Origin of the sequence: Vibrio profundi, from assembly GCF_005281835.1 — a bacterium.
GTDB classification, from domain to species: Bacteria; Pseudomonadota; Gammaproteobacteria; order Enterobacterales; family Vibrionaceae; genus Vibrio; species Vibrio profundi.
In genome coordinates, this window is sequence record NZ_RZIS01000003.1 from 72,635 (window position 1) to 91,338 (window position 18,704).

The 18,704-nt window shown below is 44.9% G+C and carries 16 protein-coding genes; 7 read left to right on the plus strand and 9 right to left on the minus strand.

Going from position 1 to position 18,704, the window contains the following annotated elements:
• Positions 1-122: 122 nt before the first annotated feature.
• Together ELZ11_RS09150 and ELZ11_RS09155 are read right to left on the minus strand one after the other, a co-directional pair.
• Positions 123-758: a DUF2057 family protein gene (locus ELZ11_RS09150; protein ID WP_137357101.1), complete on the minus strand. Its 636-nt coding sequence runs from the start codon at positions 756-758 to the stop codon at positions 123-125.
• A 234-nt stretch (positions 759-992) separates the two neighbouring features.
• The gene (locus ELZ11_RS09155) at positions 993-1,973 is read right to left on the minus strand and encodes a zinc-dependent alcohol dehydrogenase family protein (RefSeq protein WP_137357102.1); all 981 of its coding nucleotides are present in this window, start codon (positions 1,971-1,973) and stop codon (positions 993-995) included.
• 116 nt (positions 1,974-2,089) lie between these two features.
• Here ELZ11_RS09155 and ELZ11_RS09160 point away from each other — a divergent pair, with 116 nt between their 5' ends.
• Positions 2,090-3,019: a LysR family transcriptional regulator gene (locus ELZ11_RS09160; RefSeq protein WP_244291636.1), complete on the plus strand. Its 930-nt coding sequence runs from the start codon at positions 2,090-2,092 to the stop codon at positions 3,017-3,019.
• A 415-nt stretch (positions 3,020-3,434) separates the two neighbouring features.
• Complete coding sequence (locus ELZ11_RS09165) at positions 3,435-4,832, plus strand: tryptophanase (protein WP_137357103.1); 1,398 nt, start codon at positions 3,435-3,437, stop codon at positions 4,830-4,832.
• A gap of 185 nt (positions 4,833-5,017) precedes the next feature.
• On the opposite strand, the gene ELZ11_RS09170 is transcribed toward ELZ11_RS09165, so the two are convergent.
• A complete protein-coding gene (locus ELZ11_RS09170; protein WP_374939816.1) occupies positions 5,018-5,749 on the minus strand; it encodes a transporter substrate-binding domain-containing protein in 732 nt (243 codons plus the stop codon).
• Between the two features lie 85 nt (positions 5,750-5,834).
• Complete coding sequence (locus tag ELZ11_RS09175; protein WP_137357105.1) at positions 5,835-7,370, minus strand: methyl-accepting chemotaxis protein; 1,536 nt, start codon at positions 7,368-7,370, stop codon at positions 5,835-5,837.
• A 236-nt stretch (positions 7,371-7,606) separates the two neighbouring features.
• Here ELZ11_RS09175 and ELZ11_RS09180 point away from each other — a divergent pair, with 236 nt between their 5' ends.
• Positions 7,607-8,566: an ABC transporter substrate-binding protein gene (locus tag ELZ11_RS09180; RefSeq protein ID WP_137357106.1), complete on the plus strand. Its 960-nt coding sequence runs from the start codon at positions 7,607-7,609 to the stop codon at positions 8,564-8,566.
• A 157-nt stretch (positions 8,567-8,723) separates the two neighbouring features.
• A complete protein-coding gene (locus ELZ11_RS09185) occupies positions 8,724-10,160 on the plus strand; it encodes a coniferyl aldehyde dehydrogenase (protein ID WP_137357107.1) in 1,437 nt (478 codons plus the stop codon).
• Positions 10,161-10,316: 156 nt separating this feature from the next.
• Here the strand turns inward: ELZ11_RS09185 and ELZ11_RS09190 are convergent, their stop codons facing one another.
• The 5 genes from ELZ11_RS09190 to ELZ11_RS09210 all read right to left on the minus strand — a co-directional run bounded on the left by ELZ11_RS09190 (position 10,317) and on the right by ELZ11_RS09210 (position 14,758).
• The gene (locus tag ELZ11_RS09190) at positions 10,317-10,946 is read right to left on the minus strand and encodes a bifunctional 4-hydroxy-2-oxoglutarate aldolase/2-dehydro-3-deoxy-phosphogluconate aldolase (protein WP_137357108.1); all 630 of its coding nucleotides are present in this window, start codon (positions 10,944-10,946) and stop codon (positions 10,317-10,319) included.
• Position 10,947: 1 nt separating this feature from the next.
• Positions 10,948-11,883: a sugar kinase gene (locus ELZ11_RS09195; protein ID WP_137357109.1), complete on the minus strand. Its 936-nt coding sequence runs from the start codon at positions 11,881-11,883 to the stop codon at positions 10,948-10,950.
• A 54-nt stretch (positions 11,884-11,937) separates the two neighbouring features.
• Positions 11,938-12,330 (minus strand): RidA family protein, encoded by a 393-nt coding sequence (locus ELZ11_RS09200; protein ID WP_137357110.1) that lies wholly within the window; start codon positions 12,328-12,330, stop codon positions 11,938-11,940.
• 73 nt (positions 12,331-12,403) lie between these two features.
• A complete protein-coding gene (locus tag ELZ11_RS09205; protein ID WP_137357111.1) occupies positions 12,404-13,843 on the minus strand; it encodes an N-acyl-D-amino-acid deacylase family protein in 1,440 nt (479 codons plus the stop codon).
• Between the two features lie 51 nt (positions 13,844-13,894).
• On the minus strand, positions 13,895-14,758 hold the full coding sequence (locus tag ELZ11_RS09210; protein ID WP_137357112.1) for a MurR/RpiR family transcriptional regulator: 864 nt from the start codon (positions 14,756-14,758) through the stop codon (positions 13,895-13,897).
• A 170-nt stretch (positions 14,759-14,928) separates the two neighbouring features.
• Here ELZ11_RS09210 and ELZ11_RS09215 point away from each other — a divergent pair, with 170 nt between their 5' ends.
• The 3 genes from ELZ11_RS09215 (at position 14,929) to ELZ11_RS09225 (ending at position 18,573) form a co-directional block, all read left to right on the plus strand.
• Entirely contained in the window at positions 14,929-16,194 is a 1,266-nt protein-coding gene (locus ELZ11_RS09215) for an amino acid deaminase (protein ID WP_137357113.1), read from the plus strand.
• Positions 16,195-16,735: 541 nt separating this feature from the next.
• Positions 16,736-17,302, plus strand: coding sequence for a TRAP transporter small permease (locus tag ELZ11_RS09220; RefSeq protein WP_244291637.1), 567 nt, complete (start codon positions 16,736-16,738; stop codon positions 17,300-17,302).
• A complete protein-coding gene (locus ELZ11_RS09225) occupies positions 17,299-18,573 on the plus strand; it encodes a TRAP transporter large permease (protein ID WP_137357114.1) in 1,275 nt (424 codons plus the stop codon). The genes ELZ11_RS09220 and ELZ11_RS09225 overlap by 4 nt, the downstream gene beginning before the upstream one ends.
• The last annotated feature ends 131 nt before the right edge of the window (positions 18,574-18,704 follow it).

The following is an 18,704-nucleotide window of genomic DNA, read 5'->3' on the forward strand; positions in this document are numbered from 1 at the left end:
CTATCGGATACAAAAACGGCTTGATTGGATCAAGCCGTTTTTGTTGGTAGAAGCTAGCGTTTGATGTCGTTGGCTTGGAGAGTCTTCTAAGCCGTGTTGAGCAAATGCTAGTTGTAAACGCTTTATTGGTTGTTAAGAAAAGCTTTGAAACGCTCTTTTGTTTCGGCGTCTGCTTTTTCATACCAGAAATGAAGCATTTCCTCTGCGTTATTTTGAGCATCTTTCACATGGATTGCTGGTAGTGTTACTGGCATGACTTCTTTCTGAGTGAGCGCTGCTACACCCCCTGCACGGTTATAGTCGACAGATTCGCGCTCGTAATCACGGCCAATTTGCATTCCAGATTTGATTAACTGCTCTTGTGCTAACGCAACAGTTTTGCCTTCGCTATTGGTGAAAGCCCATTGGATAGAGTTAATGTCTTTCTCTGCTTCACGTGCGTTACGATAGTTTGGTAAGGCGAAATCTAACGTGGTGTCTTCGGCATTGAATTTGGCAATGATAGCGCGACTTGCGACAGAGGTTCTTTCGGTACTTTGGTCAAAGTTAACCGTGTAACGAAACACGATTTGGTTTTCACCGTTAGGTAAAGTTAGCGTTTTGCCTGATGAGAAAAATCCTGAGCTAGCAGGCTTGGCTTTGGCTTCATTTGCGACCATTACTTCAACTTCACTCGGAACGTTGATAGTGACGTCAGCGTAAGAAAATGCAGAAGCACCCATAGCCAAAATAAATGTTAATGGTTTGATTATATTCACAGTTTTAATCCTGATAGCTCAATACTTAAGATTCCTCAGATTGCCTGTTTTCGACCCTGCTGACAATCGCCTGTGGCATTTTCAGCCGAAATTTAATCGAAAATTAACACAAGCCAACGAGCCCTCACCGGAATTTCCGATGAGGGCTAGCACGTCATTCAGTGAGCTGCTGCTCACTCGTCTACTGAATAGTAGAGCGTCGCAGTCGCTAAATGGCAACGCTGATCAATCAGCTTACTTATTTTCAAGTGTCATTTTGCCAATCACTTGGCCGGATTGAAAATGAGCGTGCGCTTCTGCTGCTTGCCAAATACTAAAATCAGACTCGTCGATTAGGGGAGTGATCACACCTTGATCTACGAGTTCAGCAATGTGAGTCAGGATCTGCCCATGACGTTGGCGGTTAATGCCTTGAGTCATGGGAATGAGCATCAATACGCTGTGGAAGCTCAACCCTTTTAAGGCGATTTGTAGAGGATCTGCGATTGGCAGGATTGTTGCCACTTGGCCGTTGAATTTCGCGGCTTCAAAGCTGCGTTGAATGTTATCGCCAGCGATGGTGTCGAAAATCGCATCAAAGCCGTGACCGTCGGTATGCTTTGCTACGTATTCTTCGACACTCGTGTGATCAACGTTCACAACGTTGTCGGCATTGAACGAGCGCGCAATTTCTTCTGTTCTGGATAAAACCGTTGTCGTTACCTTAGCCCCCAAATGTTTACCCAGCTGAACGGCAATATGGCCAACGCCGCCGGTTGCGCCGTGTACCAGTAAGTTGTCGCCTGACTGAACGTTCATTTTCTCACATAGTGCTTCCCATGCTGTGATGGAAACTAAAGGCAGTGCAGCAGCTTGCTTCATGGTTAAGCGAGCAGGTTTAAGTGCCATCAGGTCGCAGTCAACGAGCATGAATTCTGCTAATGCGCCATTGATACCAGCGATACCCCCAGCACAACCGTAGACTTCATCTCCGACTTTAAAGTTGGAAGTCGATTCGTCGACTGCAACCACCACGCCTGCAACATCACCATGTAAGATTTTAGGTAGGTTTTCTGACCATGGTGTATCAACAGAGCGCAGCATAGTGTCGAGTGGGTTAACGCTTGTCGCCTTCACTTCAACGATCATGTGGCCTGGTTTTAGTTGTGGTACAGGCTGTTCAGTTTGTTCGAATACATCTACGTCGCCGATTTGAGTAATAGTCATTGCTTTCATAATTTGCCCTTTTTGCTTATCTGTTTGGCTGATGGCGGCTATTCTTATTTATTGTGATAAAAGCAACAATATGGCTAAATGCACTTCACTGTTGCTTTTTGAGCAATGGGGTAATGATGGATAACGATATTGGTGAAGAAATGAGTTCATTGAACAAACTGCAATATTTTAACTGCGTGGTAGAAACCGGAAGTATCGCCCAAGCAAGCCGAGTGTTCGATGTGCAGCCATCTTCAATTTCTCGTCAGTTAGCGGCGCTGGAAGCTGAGTTAGGGACGCGGCTACTAGAAAGAACCACTCGTAATGTCGGTTTAACGGAAGCTGGGCAAACCTACTATCAATATTCCAAGCGTATTGTTTCAGAACTAGAGGAAGCAAAACGGGCGGTTGGCGATCTACAGTTAAGCCCTGTGGGACGCTTGAAAATCAGCACTACAGTGGGGTTTGGAGAGAGCGTTTTACTGCCGCTGTTACCTGCATTTCGCCGTTTGTACCCGGATATTGATGTCAGTATTGAATTAACTGAGCGTGTTGTCGATTTGATTGAAGAAAACGTGGATATCGCAATTCGAAGTGGGCGTTTACCTGATTCTGAAATGGTTGCTAGAAAGCTGCTCGATAATCAGTTTATTTTGTGCACTAGCCCAGAATACATCAATGTACATGGGGCTCCAGAATCACCTGAAGATCTCCAACAGCACGATTGTATTGTATATGGCTATACAGGTTGGCGAGAGTGGTACTGGATGAGCGACAAAGAGCATGTTTTCCCTAAGCCTCCTAAATTGGCGATTCGTCGATTCATGACTGTTGATTCGGTAAACGGGCAAAAACAACTGATAGTAAATGCTGGTGGCATTGCCTTAATCCCTAAGTGGGCTGTGAAAGACGAACTCGAACAAGGAACGCTGCAGCAGGTGATGTCTGAGCATCAATTTAGCCCGTGTGATCATTTCAGTGCGACTTACGCCGTCTATCAAAGCAGAAAACTCGTAGCCGCTAAGATTCGTGTATTTTTGGATTACCTATTGCAGCAAGTGGTTTAGGGAATAGGCTTAGAGGTTAAATAACCCATAGTTGTGATTTATAAATCAAGTTTAAAAAGTGAGCTATCTTTCACATTCGTTATGCTTCTTGATGAATTATAATGTGCACTAATCGGTTATGGTGGTGAAATACACTATAATTTTTAGTAAGCCTAATAAGGGCACCATTATCAAGGAGGATAACGCTATGAGCCAGTTACACCAGCTCGACAGCACGTTAGTGTTGTCACCGTGGTATAACCTCGACTACTGCTTGTCGTTACTCAGCAAAGCAACTTCTCTTTAGTTTCCTAGGTGCGCTCTGCACCGACTGATGTGGCCTTGCCTCATCTCAATAAATCTTACTTATTTCCCTTAGGCTGATGCTTTCGCAACTTTTCAGCTGACGGGATAGATCTATTTAAAGGAAATTAAAATGAAACGTATCCCAGAACCTTTTCGCATCAAAATGGTAGAACCGATCAAAATGACCACGCTAGCCGACCGAGAAATCGCGCTGGCGGAAGCGGGCCTTAACCCGTTCTTGCTGCGCAGTGATGATGTTTATATCGACTTGCTGACCGACTCGGGCACAGGTGCTATGAGTGACAATCAGTGGGCTGGTATGATGATGGGGGACGAATCGTACGCAGGCAGTCGCAACTACTACAATTTGTGTGATGCGGTTAAGCATTTCTTTGGTTACAACCTTACTGTTCCTGCTCACCAAGGGCGCGGCGCTGAGCAAATTTTGTTCCCTTGTTTGATTGAGCGAATGAGAAATGTACGCGGAGGAGAGACACCAGTGTTCATCTCTAATTATCATTTCGATACCACCGCTGGCCATATTGAATTGAACGGCGGTAAAGCGCTTAACGTAGTGACACAAGAGGCGTTTGATACAACCACGCCGTATGATTGGAAAGGTAACTTCGACCTTGAAAAGCTAGAAGCGACCATCGAGGAGCACGGTTCTCATAATATCGCGGCTATCATCACGACAGTGACGTGTAATAGCTCTGGTGGACAGCCAGTGTCGATGGCTAATATGCGTGCTGTCTATGAGATTGCGACCAAGCATGATATTCCAGTCGTGATTGACTCGGCGCGTTACTGTGAGAACGCGTATTTCATTAAGCAGCGTGAAGCGGAATACAAGGACAGCTCGATCTTAGAGATCATTCGTGAGATGTACCAATATGGCGACATGCTAACGATGTCAGCTAAGAAAGACCCAATGGTGAACATCGGTGGTTTGTGTTGTATTCGAGATCATCAAGAGCTGTTTCAAGCGGTGCGTACTCGCTGCGTTCCTATGGAAGGGTTTGTTACCTATGGTGGTATGGCTGGGCGTGATATGGAAGCGTTAGCTCGTGGTTTGTATGAAGGGGCAGATGAGGACTTCCTTCATTACCGCATCAGTCAAGTTGAGTACTTAGGTGATCGGCTGCGTGATGCTGGCATTCCGATCCAATATCCGACAGGAGGCCATGCCGTGTTTGTCGATGCTGCTAAGATCTTGCCTCATATCCCAGCGGAGCAGTTCCCAGCGCAAGTTCTGTGTAACGCCTTGTATTTGGAAGCGGGGATTCGAGCTGTAGAGATTGGCTCCTTGTTACTTGGCCGCGATCCTGAAACGGGAGAGCAGAAAGCTTCGGAACTTGAGCTGATGAGACTAACGATTCCTCGCCGCGTTTATACTAATGATCATATGGACTACATTGCCGATGCGATCATAGAACTGAAAAACCGCGCCGATGAATTAGTTGGACTCTCGTTTGAGTATGAACCGGAAGTGTTACGCCATTTCACAGCTCGTTTTAAGTCTCTGTAGTGTAGAGTTTGTGTTAGCAAGTTAAGGAATACTTGCTGCCATTTACATGCGATAAATAAGCTTCGCCCCTGCATTGGGAGTCTCAATGCAAGGGGCGAATTTATTTGTGCTGCTGTCTAGCTTGGTGTTCCAATGAAGCCGCTATCTAGCTAGGTTTCTAATGTTTATAGGAATTCGATTCGTCGCTATTTGATTCCATATTTCATAAGAATTTTATCAAAGGTGCCATTTGCTTTGATTTCAGCGAGCCCTTTATTGAAGGCGTCAATGATCTCAGCATGTTTAGGATTGGCAAGGCCAGACGTTACATGAATCGGATTGACTGATAACGCGTTGTTAGTAAAATCAAAATCCGCTAGGTTCATGCCCGCGCCAGAGATGGTTGCTTTGGCAACTAATTCATCTTCCAACGTTAGGTCAATTCGTTTCGCTTTTAACTTTTTCACGTTCGCAATCAAGTCATTCGCTTCTGGCTTTTTAAAGTTAGTCGCGTTCAAGAATTCAGTACCATAGCCATAGTTTCGAATAATGCCGACGGATTTTCCGTTCAAGCTGTTGTAGTCGTTATATTCAAACCCGTCTCCCGCTCGTTTAATGAACTTAAGCGAGTTTTCCAAATAACTGTCGCTGTATTTCAAAAATGACGTGCGCTCATCGGTAAACCAAGTCGCCACTAATATATCGACTTTACCGTTTTTCACTTCGTTGAGTGCCCTTGTCCAAGGCATGATCTTAAATTGAACTTGGTGACCTTGCGAGGCAAGCGCTTCGGAGACGATTTCCACTGAAATACCTGCGTCACCTTTGCCTTTATTCACGAAAGGCGGCCATGGATCTTGCGCGGCAGTAATCGTCATACTGAATGCTGAAAACGAGAACAGCAGGGTCGTGAGTAACAATAGATAACGTTTCATAATGCTTCCTTGTTTATATGATGCGTACGGCGCTAGCCGACACTAAACCTAGTGATGTACAGGTAAAGCTGGGTAGGTTCTTATTGAACTAGGTTTTGAATTTGGTCATGTGTTGGGCAATGTTGTTACTTAACGTGAGCACTTCTTCGGTGCGTTTGGCATTGGTTGATGCGCCATCCGACACGTCATTAGAGGCTTCCGAAGCTTCCACAATGGCTTGGCTAATTTCTTCGACAGCCATTCTTTGTTCTTCAGTCGCCTGCGATATTTGGCCACTCTTATCGGAAATATGTGCAATGAGCTCTTCGACTTCTTTTACCGACAGCTGTGATTCCGCCACTTTTGCTGCTGTCGTTTCAAGCATGGTGGAAATGCGGGTAATCTCATCTTCAACAGACTTAGTCGCGTTATCCAAAGCAGTGATGTTGGTTTGAATTTGTTCGGTAGATTGGCTGGTTTTCACCGCGAGGTTTCGCACTTCATCTGCAACTACAGCGAAGCCGCGGCCTTGTTCTCCGGCGCGGGCAGCTTCAATCGCCGCATTTAATGCGAGCAAGTTGGTTTGCCCTGAAATATCGTTGATGACATTCAAAACAACGGTGATTTTTTCACCTTCTTCAATCAACTTGTGCATTTCGGCATTCACATGGTTCATTTCTTCACGCATGTTGATGATTTCGTTAGCAGAGCTTTCGATAGTTTGGTGAACATCTGTAGTCAATGAAGTGGCGCGACTGGCTTCTTCCGCTGTGTTTAGGGCGGTATCTGCAACCGTGACAACGGATTGATTAAGCTCGGTTGCGGCTGCAGCCACCGTAGTGAGCTGGTGCTTTTGAACATCGAGTTTTTCTGAGTTAGTACGCGCGGTTTCTCCATTGGCGTGCGCCATTTCTTGAAGATGCACGGAAGAAGAAGAAACATCCTGAACAATACTGCGCAATGAGCTTGTAAATACATTGATGCCTTCTGTAATGTCGTGGAACTCTTTCAGTTTGGCCTCTGGGATACGGTTAGTGAGGTCGCCTTCGCCCGATGCTAGATCTTTGATTCTTAAGGTGAGTTGCTCTAGCGGTTTGAGCACAGTAAATGCTAAAACGAAAATAATGGTGATCGTAATAATGATGTCGAGTATCAAAAGTTCATAGAAGGTATGCATCACCGATTCTTGCAGCTTTGAATCGAGTGCATGGGTGTCGTAGTAAATGGTCACTTGGCCGACATTGTGTTCTTCTTCATATTCGATGAAGGTCAAGTCTCTGAGCACAGTGTTTGCACTGAATTCTTCGCTCACGGATTCTATGGCAGCCGCTTCGTTACTGTTTGGATCAGGGTTCTTGCCTAAGAAAAGAAAGTTATTGCCTTCGCTGTCGAGAACTTGAATAGCCGCGATTTCAGGTGACTTTAATTCGGCTGAAGCAGCAAGCGTGGCAGTATTGATGTCGAAGTCCCAGATGGCACGGGGTAAGCTCACCTGCATTCGGTTTGCGGTATTTTGTACATTTAAATCCAAATCAGCATAAAGGTTATCTTTAAAATACTGATATTGGAAAAAGGCGGTCACCAGTAATACGAATGAAACGATTACTATGACTTGGACGACAAATATGGCACGTATACTTTTCACTTGAGCCTCTTTTATAAAAGAGTACATATAGTATTGTTAAAGGTAGTTATTGATTTAATTATTATCAAATAGTGCGAATATTGTGCTCTATGTCTCCTATATCTACCAGCGTATTTTATTAAGCCGCCTTGCCGAAAAGTCATATGAAAGTAGCCACAAATACCGCAGAGTAACGTTTTTTCTGGATCTGCTAATTTACCAACTACACTTAGCCTTATGCAGATGGTGGAGGTGATATGAAGTTTATATATGTATTACTGGCGTTAACTTTTGCGCCTTTGGTTGCTGCTAAGGAAATGGTATTCATACATAGCTATCACTTTGCTTATCCTTGGGTGCAGGAATATAGGGAAGGCTTTCTTGGAGAGATAGATGGCTTCAATATTCATGACTTCCAAATGGACACCAAAAGGCGTCCCGTAGAGGATTTTGAAGGCATCGCCGATGAAGCATGGGATTTCATCCAGATAAAAAAGCCAGACGTGGTGGTTGTTTCTGATGACAATGCGCTTAAATACCTAGGCCCGCGTTTAACTAAAAGTCGTATTCCCACCTTTTTTCTCGGTATTAATGCTAATCCCAGACAGTATGTGAGTATGACCGCCAATATTTCGGGAGTACTAGAGCGTCCGTTATTAAAACGTTCGGTTCACATGATCAGTAAATTGCAGCCAGATGCAAAAAAGGTCAAGGTGATGATGGATGGCGCGGCTACGTCTCATGCGATCTTGTCGACCTCCTTTACTAATAAACTTAAACAAGTAATCAATGGTGTAGAAGTCGACGCTTACCTTATCGATTCTATGGAAGGCTGGCGTGAACACACTAAAAATGCCAGTGAGGAAGGTTACGACGCCTTGATTATTGCTAACTATGCGGCTCTGAAGAACAATCAAGGTAAGCACTTTGCGATGGAAGATGTCAGCCGCTGGACCAGTTCAAATACACCTGTGCCCTTGTATGCGTTTTGGAATTATTCGGTTGGAGAAGGAAAAGCGATTGGTGGCTTAGCGATCAGCGCAGTAGAACAGGGGATAGAGGCTGCGAAACAAGTCCAGCGCTATGTGGATTCAGGCATCATGCCCGTGATCACGACGCCGAAGAAGGGCGCTTTAGTGTTCAGTGAGTCAGAACTTGATCGTTGGAAGATCAAAGTACCTCAGGAAATATTGATGCGTTCGGAACTTCGTGACTAACCGAACTAAAGAGTGAGTGAATGGGATGCCGGGAACGGGATTTAGGTAAAAGTATTCTCAGCCGCTCACTTTTATATTCTGCTATCGCAAACCACTGGATAGAAAATAACGCTTATTGATAGGATACGTTTATTCGCTTTTACGTTATGGAATCGTAATGAACGCAGCCTTACAGCCGAATACCGAAAGATCCGAGTGTGATTTTACGCACCTAGATTTACCTCAACAGTTTCAGACTCTCAAAGCGCTTTATCAGGCGGAGCCTGCCACACCTCTTAAGTCGCGCTTGACGCTACTCAGTAATTTGAAAGCGTTGCTTCTTACCAACCAAGACAGGTTAGCGGATGCGCTGTCGCGCGATTATGGTTTTCGTAGTGATTTCGATTCTGTTATTTGCGATTTATTGCCTGCAGTTCAACACATTAATTACACCTTAAAGAAGCTGCCTAAATGGGTGAAACCGAGTAAACGTCATGCTGGGTTGATGCTGTTTCCTTCAAAAGTATTTGTGCATTATCAGCCTTTGGGCGTTGTTGGGGTGATTGTGCCGTGGAATTTCCCAATCGTGCTTAGTATTGCGCCTGTTGTTACTGCGTTGGCGGCAGGTAACCGAGTGATGGTGAAGCTAAGCGAGCACACGCCAAATACTAATGGTGTTCTGAAATCGATTTTTGCTAATTTTTCAGACCATGTCGTGTGTATCGAAGGCGAGGCCGAAGTAGCGGCTGAATTCAGTGCGCTTCCCTTTGATCACCTGCTGTTTACGGGCTCTACGCCGGTAGGCAAGTTGGTGGCAAAAGCGGCAGCTCCAAACTTAACGCCTATTACACTTGAGCTTGGAGGGAAATCTCCAGTAATCATTGCTCCCGACGTTGATCTAGTGGCAGCAGCGGACGCGATAATGTTGGGTAAATCAATCAATGCCGGGCAGATTTGCGTTGCACCTGACTATGTGTTGCTCCCAAAAGGGAAAGAACGAGAGTTCATTGATATTTATCTGGGGCGTTTTAAGCGTGCTTATATGAAGAAGAACAAAGAGCCGCAGATAACCCACATTATCAATGAAACCCAGCGTCAGCGATTACAGCAATATATTGAAGACGCGAAGGAGAAAGGCGCGTTGGTCGATACTTTGCAAGACTGCGAAGCACAAGGTCGGGAGATGTTGCCTCATTTACTGAGTAATGTGAGTGAGGAGATGCTGGTGTGTCAGCATGAAATTTTTGGTCCTATTTTACCGGTTAAAACCTACGAGTCGCTCAACGAAGCAATCAATTATGTCAATAACAAACCAAGGCCCTTGGCTCTGTATTTAATGAGCAATGACAAAACGACGAAAGATAAAATTTTGGCTGAAACGCACAGTGGTACAACGGGAATTAACGAAACTTTACTGCAGATTGCGGCTGAAGATGCGCCCTTTGGTGGTGTGGGGCAGTCCGGGATGGGGCGTTATCATGGTATCGAGGGCTTTCAGACTTTCTCTCACGCCAAAACGGTATTGGACTCTCCTTCATGGCTGCCGCGTTCAAAGTGGGCACTGCGTTATAAGGCGTTGATGAGTAAAGCTCTATCTAGGTTGTTTTTGCGCTAAGCCAGAGCTAGCCCTTTTATATACCAGCAAAAAGATGGAAGAACGTTGGTCACGCTAACCTTTCACGACGATAAAAAATAAGCCTGTTAGCGTAAAAACTAACAGGCTTATTCGTTGTGGAGCTTGGGGGGGGGGTTACTAAATCTGTATCGGTGATTAAGCGACGTGTTCTACCGCTTCACGAACTAGGCGACCAATCTCGTCCCAGTTACCTTCCGCGATAAGTTTAGGTGCAACCATCCATGTACCGCCACAGCAAATCACGCGATCTAGACCTAGGTAATCAGATACGTTGCCTTTACCGATGCCACCCGTTGGCATGAGTGATACGTTTACGTATGGCGCAAGGAGTGATTTCACCATAGCGATACCGCCAGACGCTTCCGCTGGGAAGAACTTCATGAATGTAAGGCCAAGTTCTAGGCCTTGTTCAATTTGGCTAGGGCTGTTAACGCCAGGGACAATAGGCATGCCTACTTCTTGGCAGTATTTAACCGTAGTAGGGTTTAGGCCTGGTGCAACTACAAACTCAGCACCCGCGGCTTTCGCTTTATCAACTTGCTCGGCGTTTAATACTGTGCCTGCGCCGATGCACATTTCTGGGTACGCTTCGCGCATTAGGCGAATCGCTTCAGCGGCTGCTTCAGTGCGGAAAGTGACTTCTGCTACCGGTAGGCCGTTTTCTACAAGCGCTTTTGCTAGAGGCACTGCTTGAGCCGCATCGTCAATCTGAATGACTGGAATAACTTTGTAAGATTTTAGTGCTGAAATTAATTCTTGAGACATCTTATGCTCCTGAAATTTTAAATTGTTCTGTTTTTGTTTTAGGGATAATCGCCCCAGAATATTGGATCACGGTACCTGCTAAAGCATGGCCTAGTTTTGCACTTTGAGCGGGTGTGTTCCCACTCAAGTAACCTGCTAGGTAACCTGCGGCAAAGGAATCTCCGGCCGCGCAAGTATCGATAACTTTTTCGACTTTGGTTGCTGATACTTCAACTTGTTCAGCACTACCTTGTAAATTGTCGACCACAACACATGGCTCGCAACCTCGTTTGATGACCACTTGTTGGCAACCGAAGTGTTGGCAGCGATCAATAACATTCGCATTGCCCCAAACCAGTACATCGTCATCTTCAGTGATTAGTGCGACATCGGTGTAGCTCAATACTTGGCTGTACCAATGTTGCGCTTCTTCTGTTGACCACAATTGAGGACGGTAGTTGTTGTCGAAAAAGATTTGTTTGTTCTGTTTTTTCAATTGTTTGATGCAAAGTAGCAAACTTTCTTTCGCTTGCTCATCTAAGATAGCTAAGCTGATGCCACTGATGTATAGCGCATCAATGTCTTCTTTTTCTATGGCTTCTTCTAGAGGTGAAACTTGGTCAAAGTAGCGTTTTACCGCACTGTCGCTACGCCAGTAATGAAATGAACGCTCACCAGTATTATCCGTTTCAACCATGTACAGCCCTGGGTTTTTGCCTTCAATTCGTTTAACCAAATCACACGCAATGTTTTCTGCTTCCCAGTTATCCATCATTTCTTGGCTGAGTGAATCTTGGCCAAGACCAGTTGCATAACTGATTTCAAAAGGTTGATCTTGTAAGAGTCGAGCTAGGTATAACGCGGTATTGAGTGTGTCCCCACCGTAAGTTCTATTCAGTGGCGTGCCACTTAGTTCAATCATGCACTCGCCGAAAAAGGCGACCTTCTTATTTTCCATCAACTCGACTCCTACTACTTATATTTGATTCTTATCGTGGGAACTGTGGTTCTATTAAGCGCGGTCTGCGCGGAAACACGTTACGTCTACTTCCACTTTTACGTCTACTACTAGGTCACATACCATGCAGATACGAGCTGGTGGGTTTGCACCAAAGAACTCTTTGAATACTTTGTTAAATGACTGGAAGTAGCGAGAATCAGTCAGTACTACTTTTACGTGTACTACGTCTTCTAGGCCGTAACCCGCTTCTTCCATGATGTCTACACAGTTTTGAATCGCAAGACGAGATTGGTCGACGATGCCGCCTTCTACCACTTCGCCATCTGTCATTGGAGTTTGACCAGAAACGTATAGGAAACCACCTGCTTCAGTTGCACGTGCAAATGGAAGGTGTTGACCACCAGTACCTGTACCGCCTTCAACACCGTAACGTTTGATTGTCATAATATTTCTCCGTATTTCTAATTGGTTGCTCAAATCAAGCCTTGAGCACATAAATTTAATGGGTGATTGTGTATTACTTGGCGTTACGTGCGAGGAATCGACCTGCACGCTCAGTCACGCCTTGTTGTTCTTGATAAGCGACCTTGCCATTGACGATAACGGTATCAATGCCTTTAGCAGCAGCGATCGGTTTGTCGAAGTCAGCAACGTCTGTAATTTTGTCTCTATCGAAAATCACTAAATCAGCGAAGTTTCCGGTTTTGATTTCGCCGCGGCCACCCAGTTTGAAGCGCTTAGCCGATAGCCCCGTCATTTTGTGAACGGCAGTTTCTAGTGAAAAGATCCTACGCTCACGGCTGTAGTAACCGAGTACTCGTGGAAACGCGCCCCATAAACGTGGGTGCGGATGAGGATCGTTAGGTAAACCGTCGGAACCGATCATTGTTAGCTTGTACTTGAGCACGCGCTCAACGTCTGCTTCGTCCATACAGTGATAGACTGCGCCAGCAGGTTGAAGTGCTTTAGCGGCGTCCATCAGTGGCAGGTCTAAATCTGAGGCGATGTCTTTAAGCATCTTTCCTGCTTGATCGGGTAGTGCTTCTGACCAAGTGATGAAGATATCAATCTCATCGGTCACTTGTTTTAGGTCTAGCGTTGAAGAGCTAGCGGAATATGGGTAACAGTCACACGCCACATCTTGGTGCTGATGCGCGGTATCGAGTTTGTCGAGTACTTCAACAGTACGCCCCCAGTTACCAGCGCCGGCGCATTTCAAGTGAGAAATAATGACAGGTACTTTAGCTTTCTGACCAACGCGGAAAGATTCGTCCATAGCATCTAGAATGCCTTCGAACTCAGTTCGCATGTGTGTGGTATAAATACCGCCAAATTCTGATAGCTCTTGCGCAAGTTGTTGAACTTCTTCTTCTGGTGAAGATTTTGCGCTGGCGTAAGCTAGGCCGCTGCTCATGCCAAGCGCACCTTGTTCCATCGCTTGACGCAAAGTGGCACGCATTTGAGTTATTTGATCATCGGTCGCACCTGTGAACAAATCGTCCATCACGTTATTGCGCAGTGTGGTATGGCCTACGAGCGCCGCGACATTGACCGCAGGTTGCGCTTCGGTTACCGCTTGTGCATACGCAGCAAATGTCGGGTACTTAAAATCTTCTTGTTTACCAAGTAGGTTCATTGGATCGGGCGGGGCAGTGGTTAATGTTGCCGGAGACGCACTAATGCCGCAGTTACCAACGATGGTAGTGGTGATGCCTTGGCTGATTTTCGGCAGACATTCTGGCATACGAATTACGTTAGTATCATCGTGAGTGTGAACGTCGATGAAACCCGGTGCTACCACCTTACCTTGCGCATCCAGTTCTTGCTGCGCTTGGTATTGAGATAAGTCGCCAATGGCAGTGATCTTGTCACCAGTTACGCCAACATCAGCTAAGTATGAAGGCGTATTCGTTCCATCGATAACGTTCGCATTGCGAATGATTGTATCAAACTGCATAACTTTGCTGCTCCTTGCTAGTGAGCTAAATCTGTATATTGAGATACAGGGTTAGTCACCTAGCGGTTGTCTATCCATACCTCCTCGATGAGAATCCAGCGCTAGTTTTAGTCTACGTAAGCGGTCGCGAGAGCGGCGTTTATGGCTTACGGCTAATTCCATTGCGATAACATCCACCATGGCTAACATGGCGTATCGAGAAGCAGATGGTTTATAAATAAAATCTGTTTCTTGCGTAACTATTGGTAAAACCAAATCACTTACTTTAGCGAGAGGAGAATCAGCCGCGGTAATCGCGATGATTTTTACTCCGTATTGCTTAGCGATTTCCGCTGCTTCGATAATGGCAGGAGTAAAGCCAGTCACTGACATTACAACCAATACATCATTGGCGTCGGCCGTAGATGCTACCATTCTCGCTTGCAGGCCATCGTTGTATGAGACAACGGCATAGCCAAGGCGGAATGTTCGGTTTTGAAACTCTTGTGCGACCATCGTTGAGCCACCACCCATACCAATGCTGATGATTTGGCGAGCTCCATGAAGCCATTCGACTGCGGTTCTTATGTCGTCTTCATTAAGCAACTTACGGTTAAGATCCATAGATTGCTTGATGGATTCATAAATCCCTTGAACGCCCGTGTTATCGACTGGCTCATGAATAAAGCGCTGACCAACGGCCAGTGATTGAGCCAATTTGATTTTCAAATCTCGAACGTTCTTACAGCCTACTGCTTTTGCAAAGCGAGTAATGGTGGCTTCACTAACACCGGCTTGCTCAGCGAGCTGAGTAATACTGGCGTTGGCGGACATTGCTAAATCATCCATGATCAATTTAGCGACCTTTTTTTCAGCTTCTCTTAACGCATTAAAACGCTCTGAAATGCACGAAATGATGTCTATATCGATAGTCATATGGTTTACCTGTTCGCAGAGCAAATACTAAATACACACCGAATAAAAAAAAGTGAGAAAGTGCACATTTAGTGTTTGTTTGTTTGATACTTTCTAACGTAGTGAATATCTTAGCTCACAACAAGCCTAGATACTACAGGCTTTTCATGCCGTGTTAGGAGAATTTGAAGATGAATCAAGAAAAGCAAAGTTATGATAGTAATTTTCACACATGCAGCTCACAAAGCTTGCCAATTGGTACCAAAGGCCTACCGATTTGCCGTTCATCAAGTGGTGTTTTTTCGCTGACACAAGAGGAAATTAGCCTACCTTGCGCAGTAGTGCGTAAGTCCGCGATTGAAAATAACATCGACTGGATGCAGTCATTTGCGTCAAAAAACAATGTGAAGTTGTGTCCACATGGTAAAACCACCATGACTCCAGCTCTATTCAAGCAGCAACTTGATAATGGTGCGTGGGGGATCACGGTGGCTTCGGCAGTGCAAGCGGAAGTGGCAGTACTTGCAGGAGCGAAGAAGGTAATCATTGCTAATCAAGTAGTTGGCAAGGTTAATATGCAGATTGTGACGAATCTAATTAAGCAGCATAACGTGACTATCTATTCGTGTGTGGATAATAAGAGCAACGTACAAGCATGGAATAAGGTCGCAGCAGAAGCTGAAATTAACGTCCCTCTCTTTATCGAGCTAGGCGTTCAAGGGGGCCGCTGTGGCTGCCGCACTGCGGAAGATGTCCATTCTATCGCGAAAACAATCGTTGATGCTTCTCATGTTGAGCTATCAGGGATCGAGCTATACGAAGGTGTAATTGGTGGAGATAACGTTGAGCAAAACATTCGTGAGTTCTTAAAGTTTGCCATTGGCCTATTAAGAGAGCTAAAGGCTGAGCATCATTTAGCTCAAGCTATTATCTCTGGAGCCGGCTCTGCTTGGTACGACATTGTTGCTGATGAATTCAGCCAACTGGATGATTTAACGGGAATTATTCGCCCAGGTTGTTACGCGATTCATGATACTGGTATCTATCAAGATGCACAGAACCTAGTGCAAGATCGCGCACAAGCCGTGAACGGCATCGCATGTGATCTATCTGGTGACTTAGTCTCTTCGCTAGAAGTTTGGGCGTATGTTATCTCAGTTCCGGAGTCGGGAAAGGCTGTGGTTGGTTTGGGTAAGCGTGATGTGGCATTTGACGCTGGTTTACCGATCATTGAGCGAATTATTCGTGATGGTGAAGAAATCACGCCAGAAGCGCTGACATGCACTAATGTCATGGACCAACACATGTTCGTGGAAACTCCTAAAGATAATTTGAAAGTGGGTGATGTCTTAGTTATGTCGACTTCCCATCCTTGCCTTACTTTTGATAAATGGCGATACATCGGTGTAGTAGATGAGCAAGACAATGTGACACATTGGATGCCGACTTTCTTCTAATTGCCTTTTTGTAACTTGTTGATTTTACGTTAATTACTTGGATTGGCTTATAGGGTTTATGTCGAGCAATGAGTGTTGAAAACCGCCTTCGGGCGGTTTTTTTCGTTTAAAATATCCTTCTTTTGGTGACTGCTTGCCTCTCTTTCGTCTCTACACAATAAATCGCTAACCTTATTACCTTTTGCGTTTTTTCTTCGTTGCTTCCCTAGATCACTGCTCATTTTTCATGTGATTCACTTCAAAGATTTTCCTATCAGAAATTAGGTTACTTTCTCAGAATTTGCTTCCTCGCTTTTCGTAACTCATTGATAGTTACAATGATAACTGAATGTTACTTTCAAACCATTGATGAGCAGGTTCATGTAGGTTCTTAATGTTATTTTTATTATTTTTCAATGACTTAAAATGGTATTGGTGACTATATGTTTGAAACTATCATTCATTATGTATTTTGTGAGCTGAATCATTTTTAAATGAATGCTGAATATGTAAGGTGAAATGACTTGATGTAATTCACTTGTTAATTGTTGGTGACCTTTCCATGGAAAGCAGTCAAAAGGAAGGACGGAAGTTAATGACTTTACCAAACAACATAATTACGACGACTAAAAATCGTTTAAATAAAGCCAATCAGCTATGCGTAGGGATACTGACAGCATTGCTGATTTTGGATGTATGGCTTGGCGTGCTTGACCGCTATCTATTAAAGCTTCAGTTGGTATGGGTTGAGGAAATGGCTCGTTACATCATGATTTGGGCGATTTTGATGGCCGTTCCATGCTGTACCGCTGGGCGCGAACATATGGGACTAGAGTTTGTGACCAAGCGTTTCCCTATGATGACGCAGCGCATCATTAAGATTTTCGTTGGGGCGCTAACCACTGCCTTTTTCGCTTATATCGCTTATCTAGGTTATGCCTTTGCTGAAAAAGGCGCGAATCAACTTTCTACCGTATTTTCGATGCCAATGTCTTATGCCTATGCCGCGATTCCTGTCACATTCGCACTCTCTGCTTTCCAATCATTTTTGGTGTGGCTTGAAGATTTGTATGCCTTCAAATTGAGTTTTTCTAATACCTCTGTTTCGATTCAAGGAGAGCAATCATGATTGGTATTTTATTCGCAGCACTCATGTTACTCGGTGCGCCAATCGCTATCGCATTAGGTGTTGCTGGTTTGGTCGGTATGCATGATATCGGCGGTGCGCACTTTGCCTCGCTTGCGCCAAGTAAGATTTTTAACGGTTTGAATATTTTCCCATTTTTGGCGATGCCATTTTTCATCTTAGCGGGTGAAATCATGAACCATACTGGCATCACCAATCGTTTGGTGTATTTATCTGAAGCGCTGGTAGGGCATTTTCGTGGCGGCCTTGCTCATTCCAATATGGTGGCATCGGTATTCTTCTCGGGGATTACAGGTTCTGCGACTGCGGATGCAGCAGCTTTCGGACGTACATTAGTCCCTGCAATGGTTAAGCAGGGTTATAGCAAAGATTATGCATGTGCGGTAACCGCCGCTGGCTCTATCATTGGTCCAACGATTCCGCCTTCCGGTTTGATGGTGGTATATGGCTCGCTAATGGGCGTATCTATCGGTGGCTTATTTGCGACAGGTATTTTACCGGGCATTTTAGTTTGCCTAGTGTGTATGGCTATCATCGGTGCAATGGGTAAGCGTAAGAACTTACCTAAGATGAGCCAAAAAGCATCGTTGAAAGAAGTGTTGGATCACTTTAAGAATTCTGCGCTTGCGCTGTTGATGCCATTAATCATTCTTGGTGGGATCGTATTTGGTGTTGTGACACCAACAGAAGCGGCGTCGATTGCTGTCGCGTATGCCTTAATCATTGGTACATTTATTTACCGCAACCTGTCGATCAAAGCGCTGTACCAGATGATTGTTCGTACGTCGCAAATCTCGGCGGTTATCTACCTAATTATCGGTTCAGCTTCGATTTTAGGCTGGTGGTTGAGCTTCAATCAAATCCCTCAAATGATCGCAGACATGTTTATTTCATTGTCTGATAACCCGAACGTAATCTTGGCTCTGATCATCGTGCTACTGCTTACTGTCGGCATGATCATGGACATCAACGTAATGCTAGTGATTTTAGCGCCAATCTTAGTACCACTTACCGCCGAGATTGGAATGGACCCACTTCATGCTGGCATCGTGTTCATCTTAGCGTTGAATATCTCGCTGATGACACCTCCGATAGGCGCTTGCTTGTTTGTTCTCTCCTCCGTCACCGGAGCCAAAATCGAAGGTATTTCGAAAGAGCTCATGCCGTTCTTAATAGGACAACTGATTCTCTTGTTCGCGATAGCTTTCTTCCCAGACATCGTCTTATTCATTCCTAGGTTACTGGGCTATTAACCACACTGCGGTGAATACCTAATTGAGAATGAAGACACAAATACAAGGTGGGTAGAAAGAACAACGCCCACCTAATCAAAACGTAAAACTGAAACACCCTATATAACAAAGACAATTCATAGTAATGGAGT

Bases quoted from the DNA above. Each gene is read 5' to 3' on its own strand.
- ELZ11_RS09200 (WP_137357110.1), bottom strand. From the start codon at position 12,330: ATGACAATCAAACGTTACGGTGTTGAAGGCGGTACAGGTACTGGTGGT.
- ELZ11_RS09225 (WP_137357114.1), top strand. From the start codon at position 17,299: ATGATTGGTATTTTATTCGCAGCACTCATGTTACTCGGTGCGCCAATC.
- ELZ11_RS09220 (WP_244291637.1), top strand. From the start codon at position 16,736: ATGGAAAGCAGTCAAAAGGAAGGACGGAAGTTAATGACTTTACCAAAC.
- ELZ11_RS09205 (WP_137357111.1), bottom strand. From the start codon at position 13,843: ATGCAGTTTGATACAATCATTCGCAATGCGAACGTTATCGATGGAACG.
- ELZ11_RS09190 (WP_137357108.1), bottom strand. From the start codon at position 10,946: ATGTCTCAAGAATTAATTTCAGCACTAAAATCTTACAAAGTTATTCCA.
- ELZ11_RS09215 (WP_137357113.1), top strand. From the start codon at position 14,929: ATGAATCAAGAAAAGCAAAGTTATGATAGTAATTTTCACACATGCAGC.
- ELZ11_RS09155 (WP_137357102.1), bottom strand. From the start codon at position 1,973: ATGAAAGCAATGACTATTACTCAAATCGGCGACGTAGATGTATTCGAA.
- ELZ11_RS09195 (WP_137357109.1), bottom strand. From the start codon at position 11,883: ATGGAAAATAAGAAGGTCGCCTTTTTCGGCGAGTGCATGATTGAACTA.
- ELZ11_RS09160 (WP_244291636.1), top strand. From the start codon at position 2,090: ATGGATAACGATATTGGTGAAGAAATGAGTTCATTGAACAAACTGCAA.
- ELZ11_RS09210 (WP_137357112.1), bottom strand. From the start codon at position 14,758: ATGACTATCGATATAGACATCATTTCGTGCATTTCAGAGCGTTTTAAT.
- ELZ11_RS09165 (WP_137357103.1), top strand. From the start codon at position 3,435: ATGAAACGTATCCCAGAACCTTTTCGCATCAAAATGGTAGAACCGATC.
- ELZ11_RS09180 (WP_137357106.1), top strand. From the start codon at position 7,607: ATGAAGTTTATATATGTATTACTGGCGTTAACTTTTGCGCCTTTGGTT.
- ELZ11_RS09185 (WP_137357107.1), top strand. From the start codon at position 8,724: ATGAACGCAGCCTTACAGCCGAATACCGAAAGATCCGAGTGTGATTTT.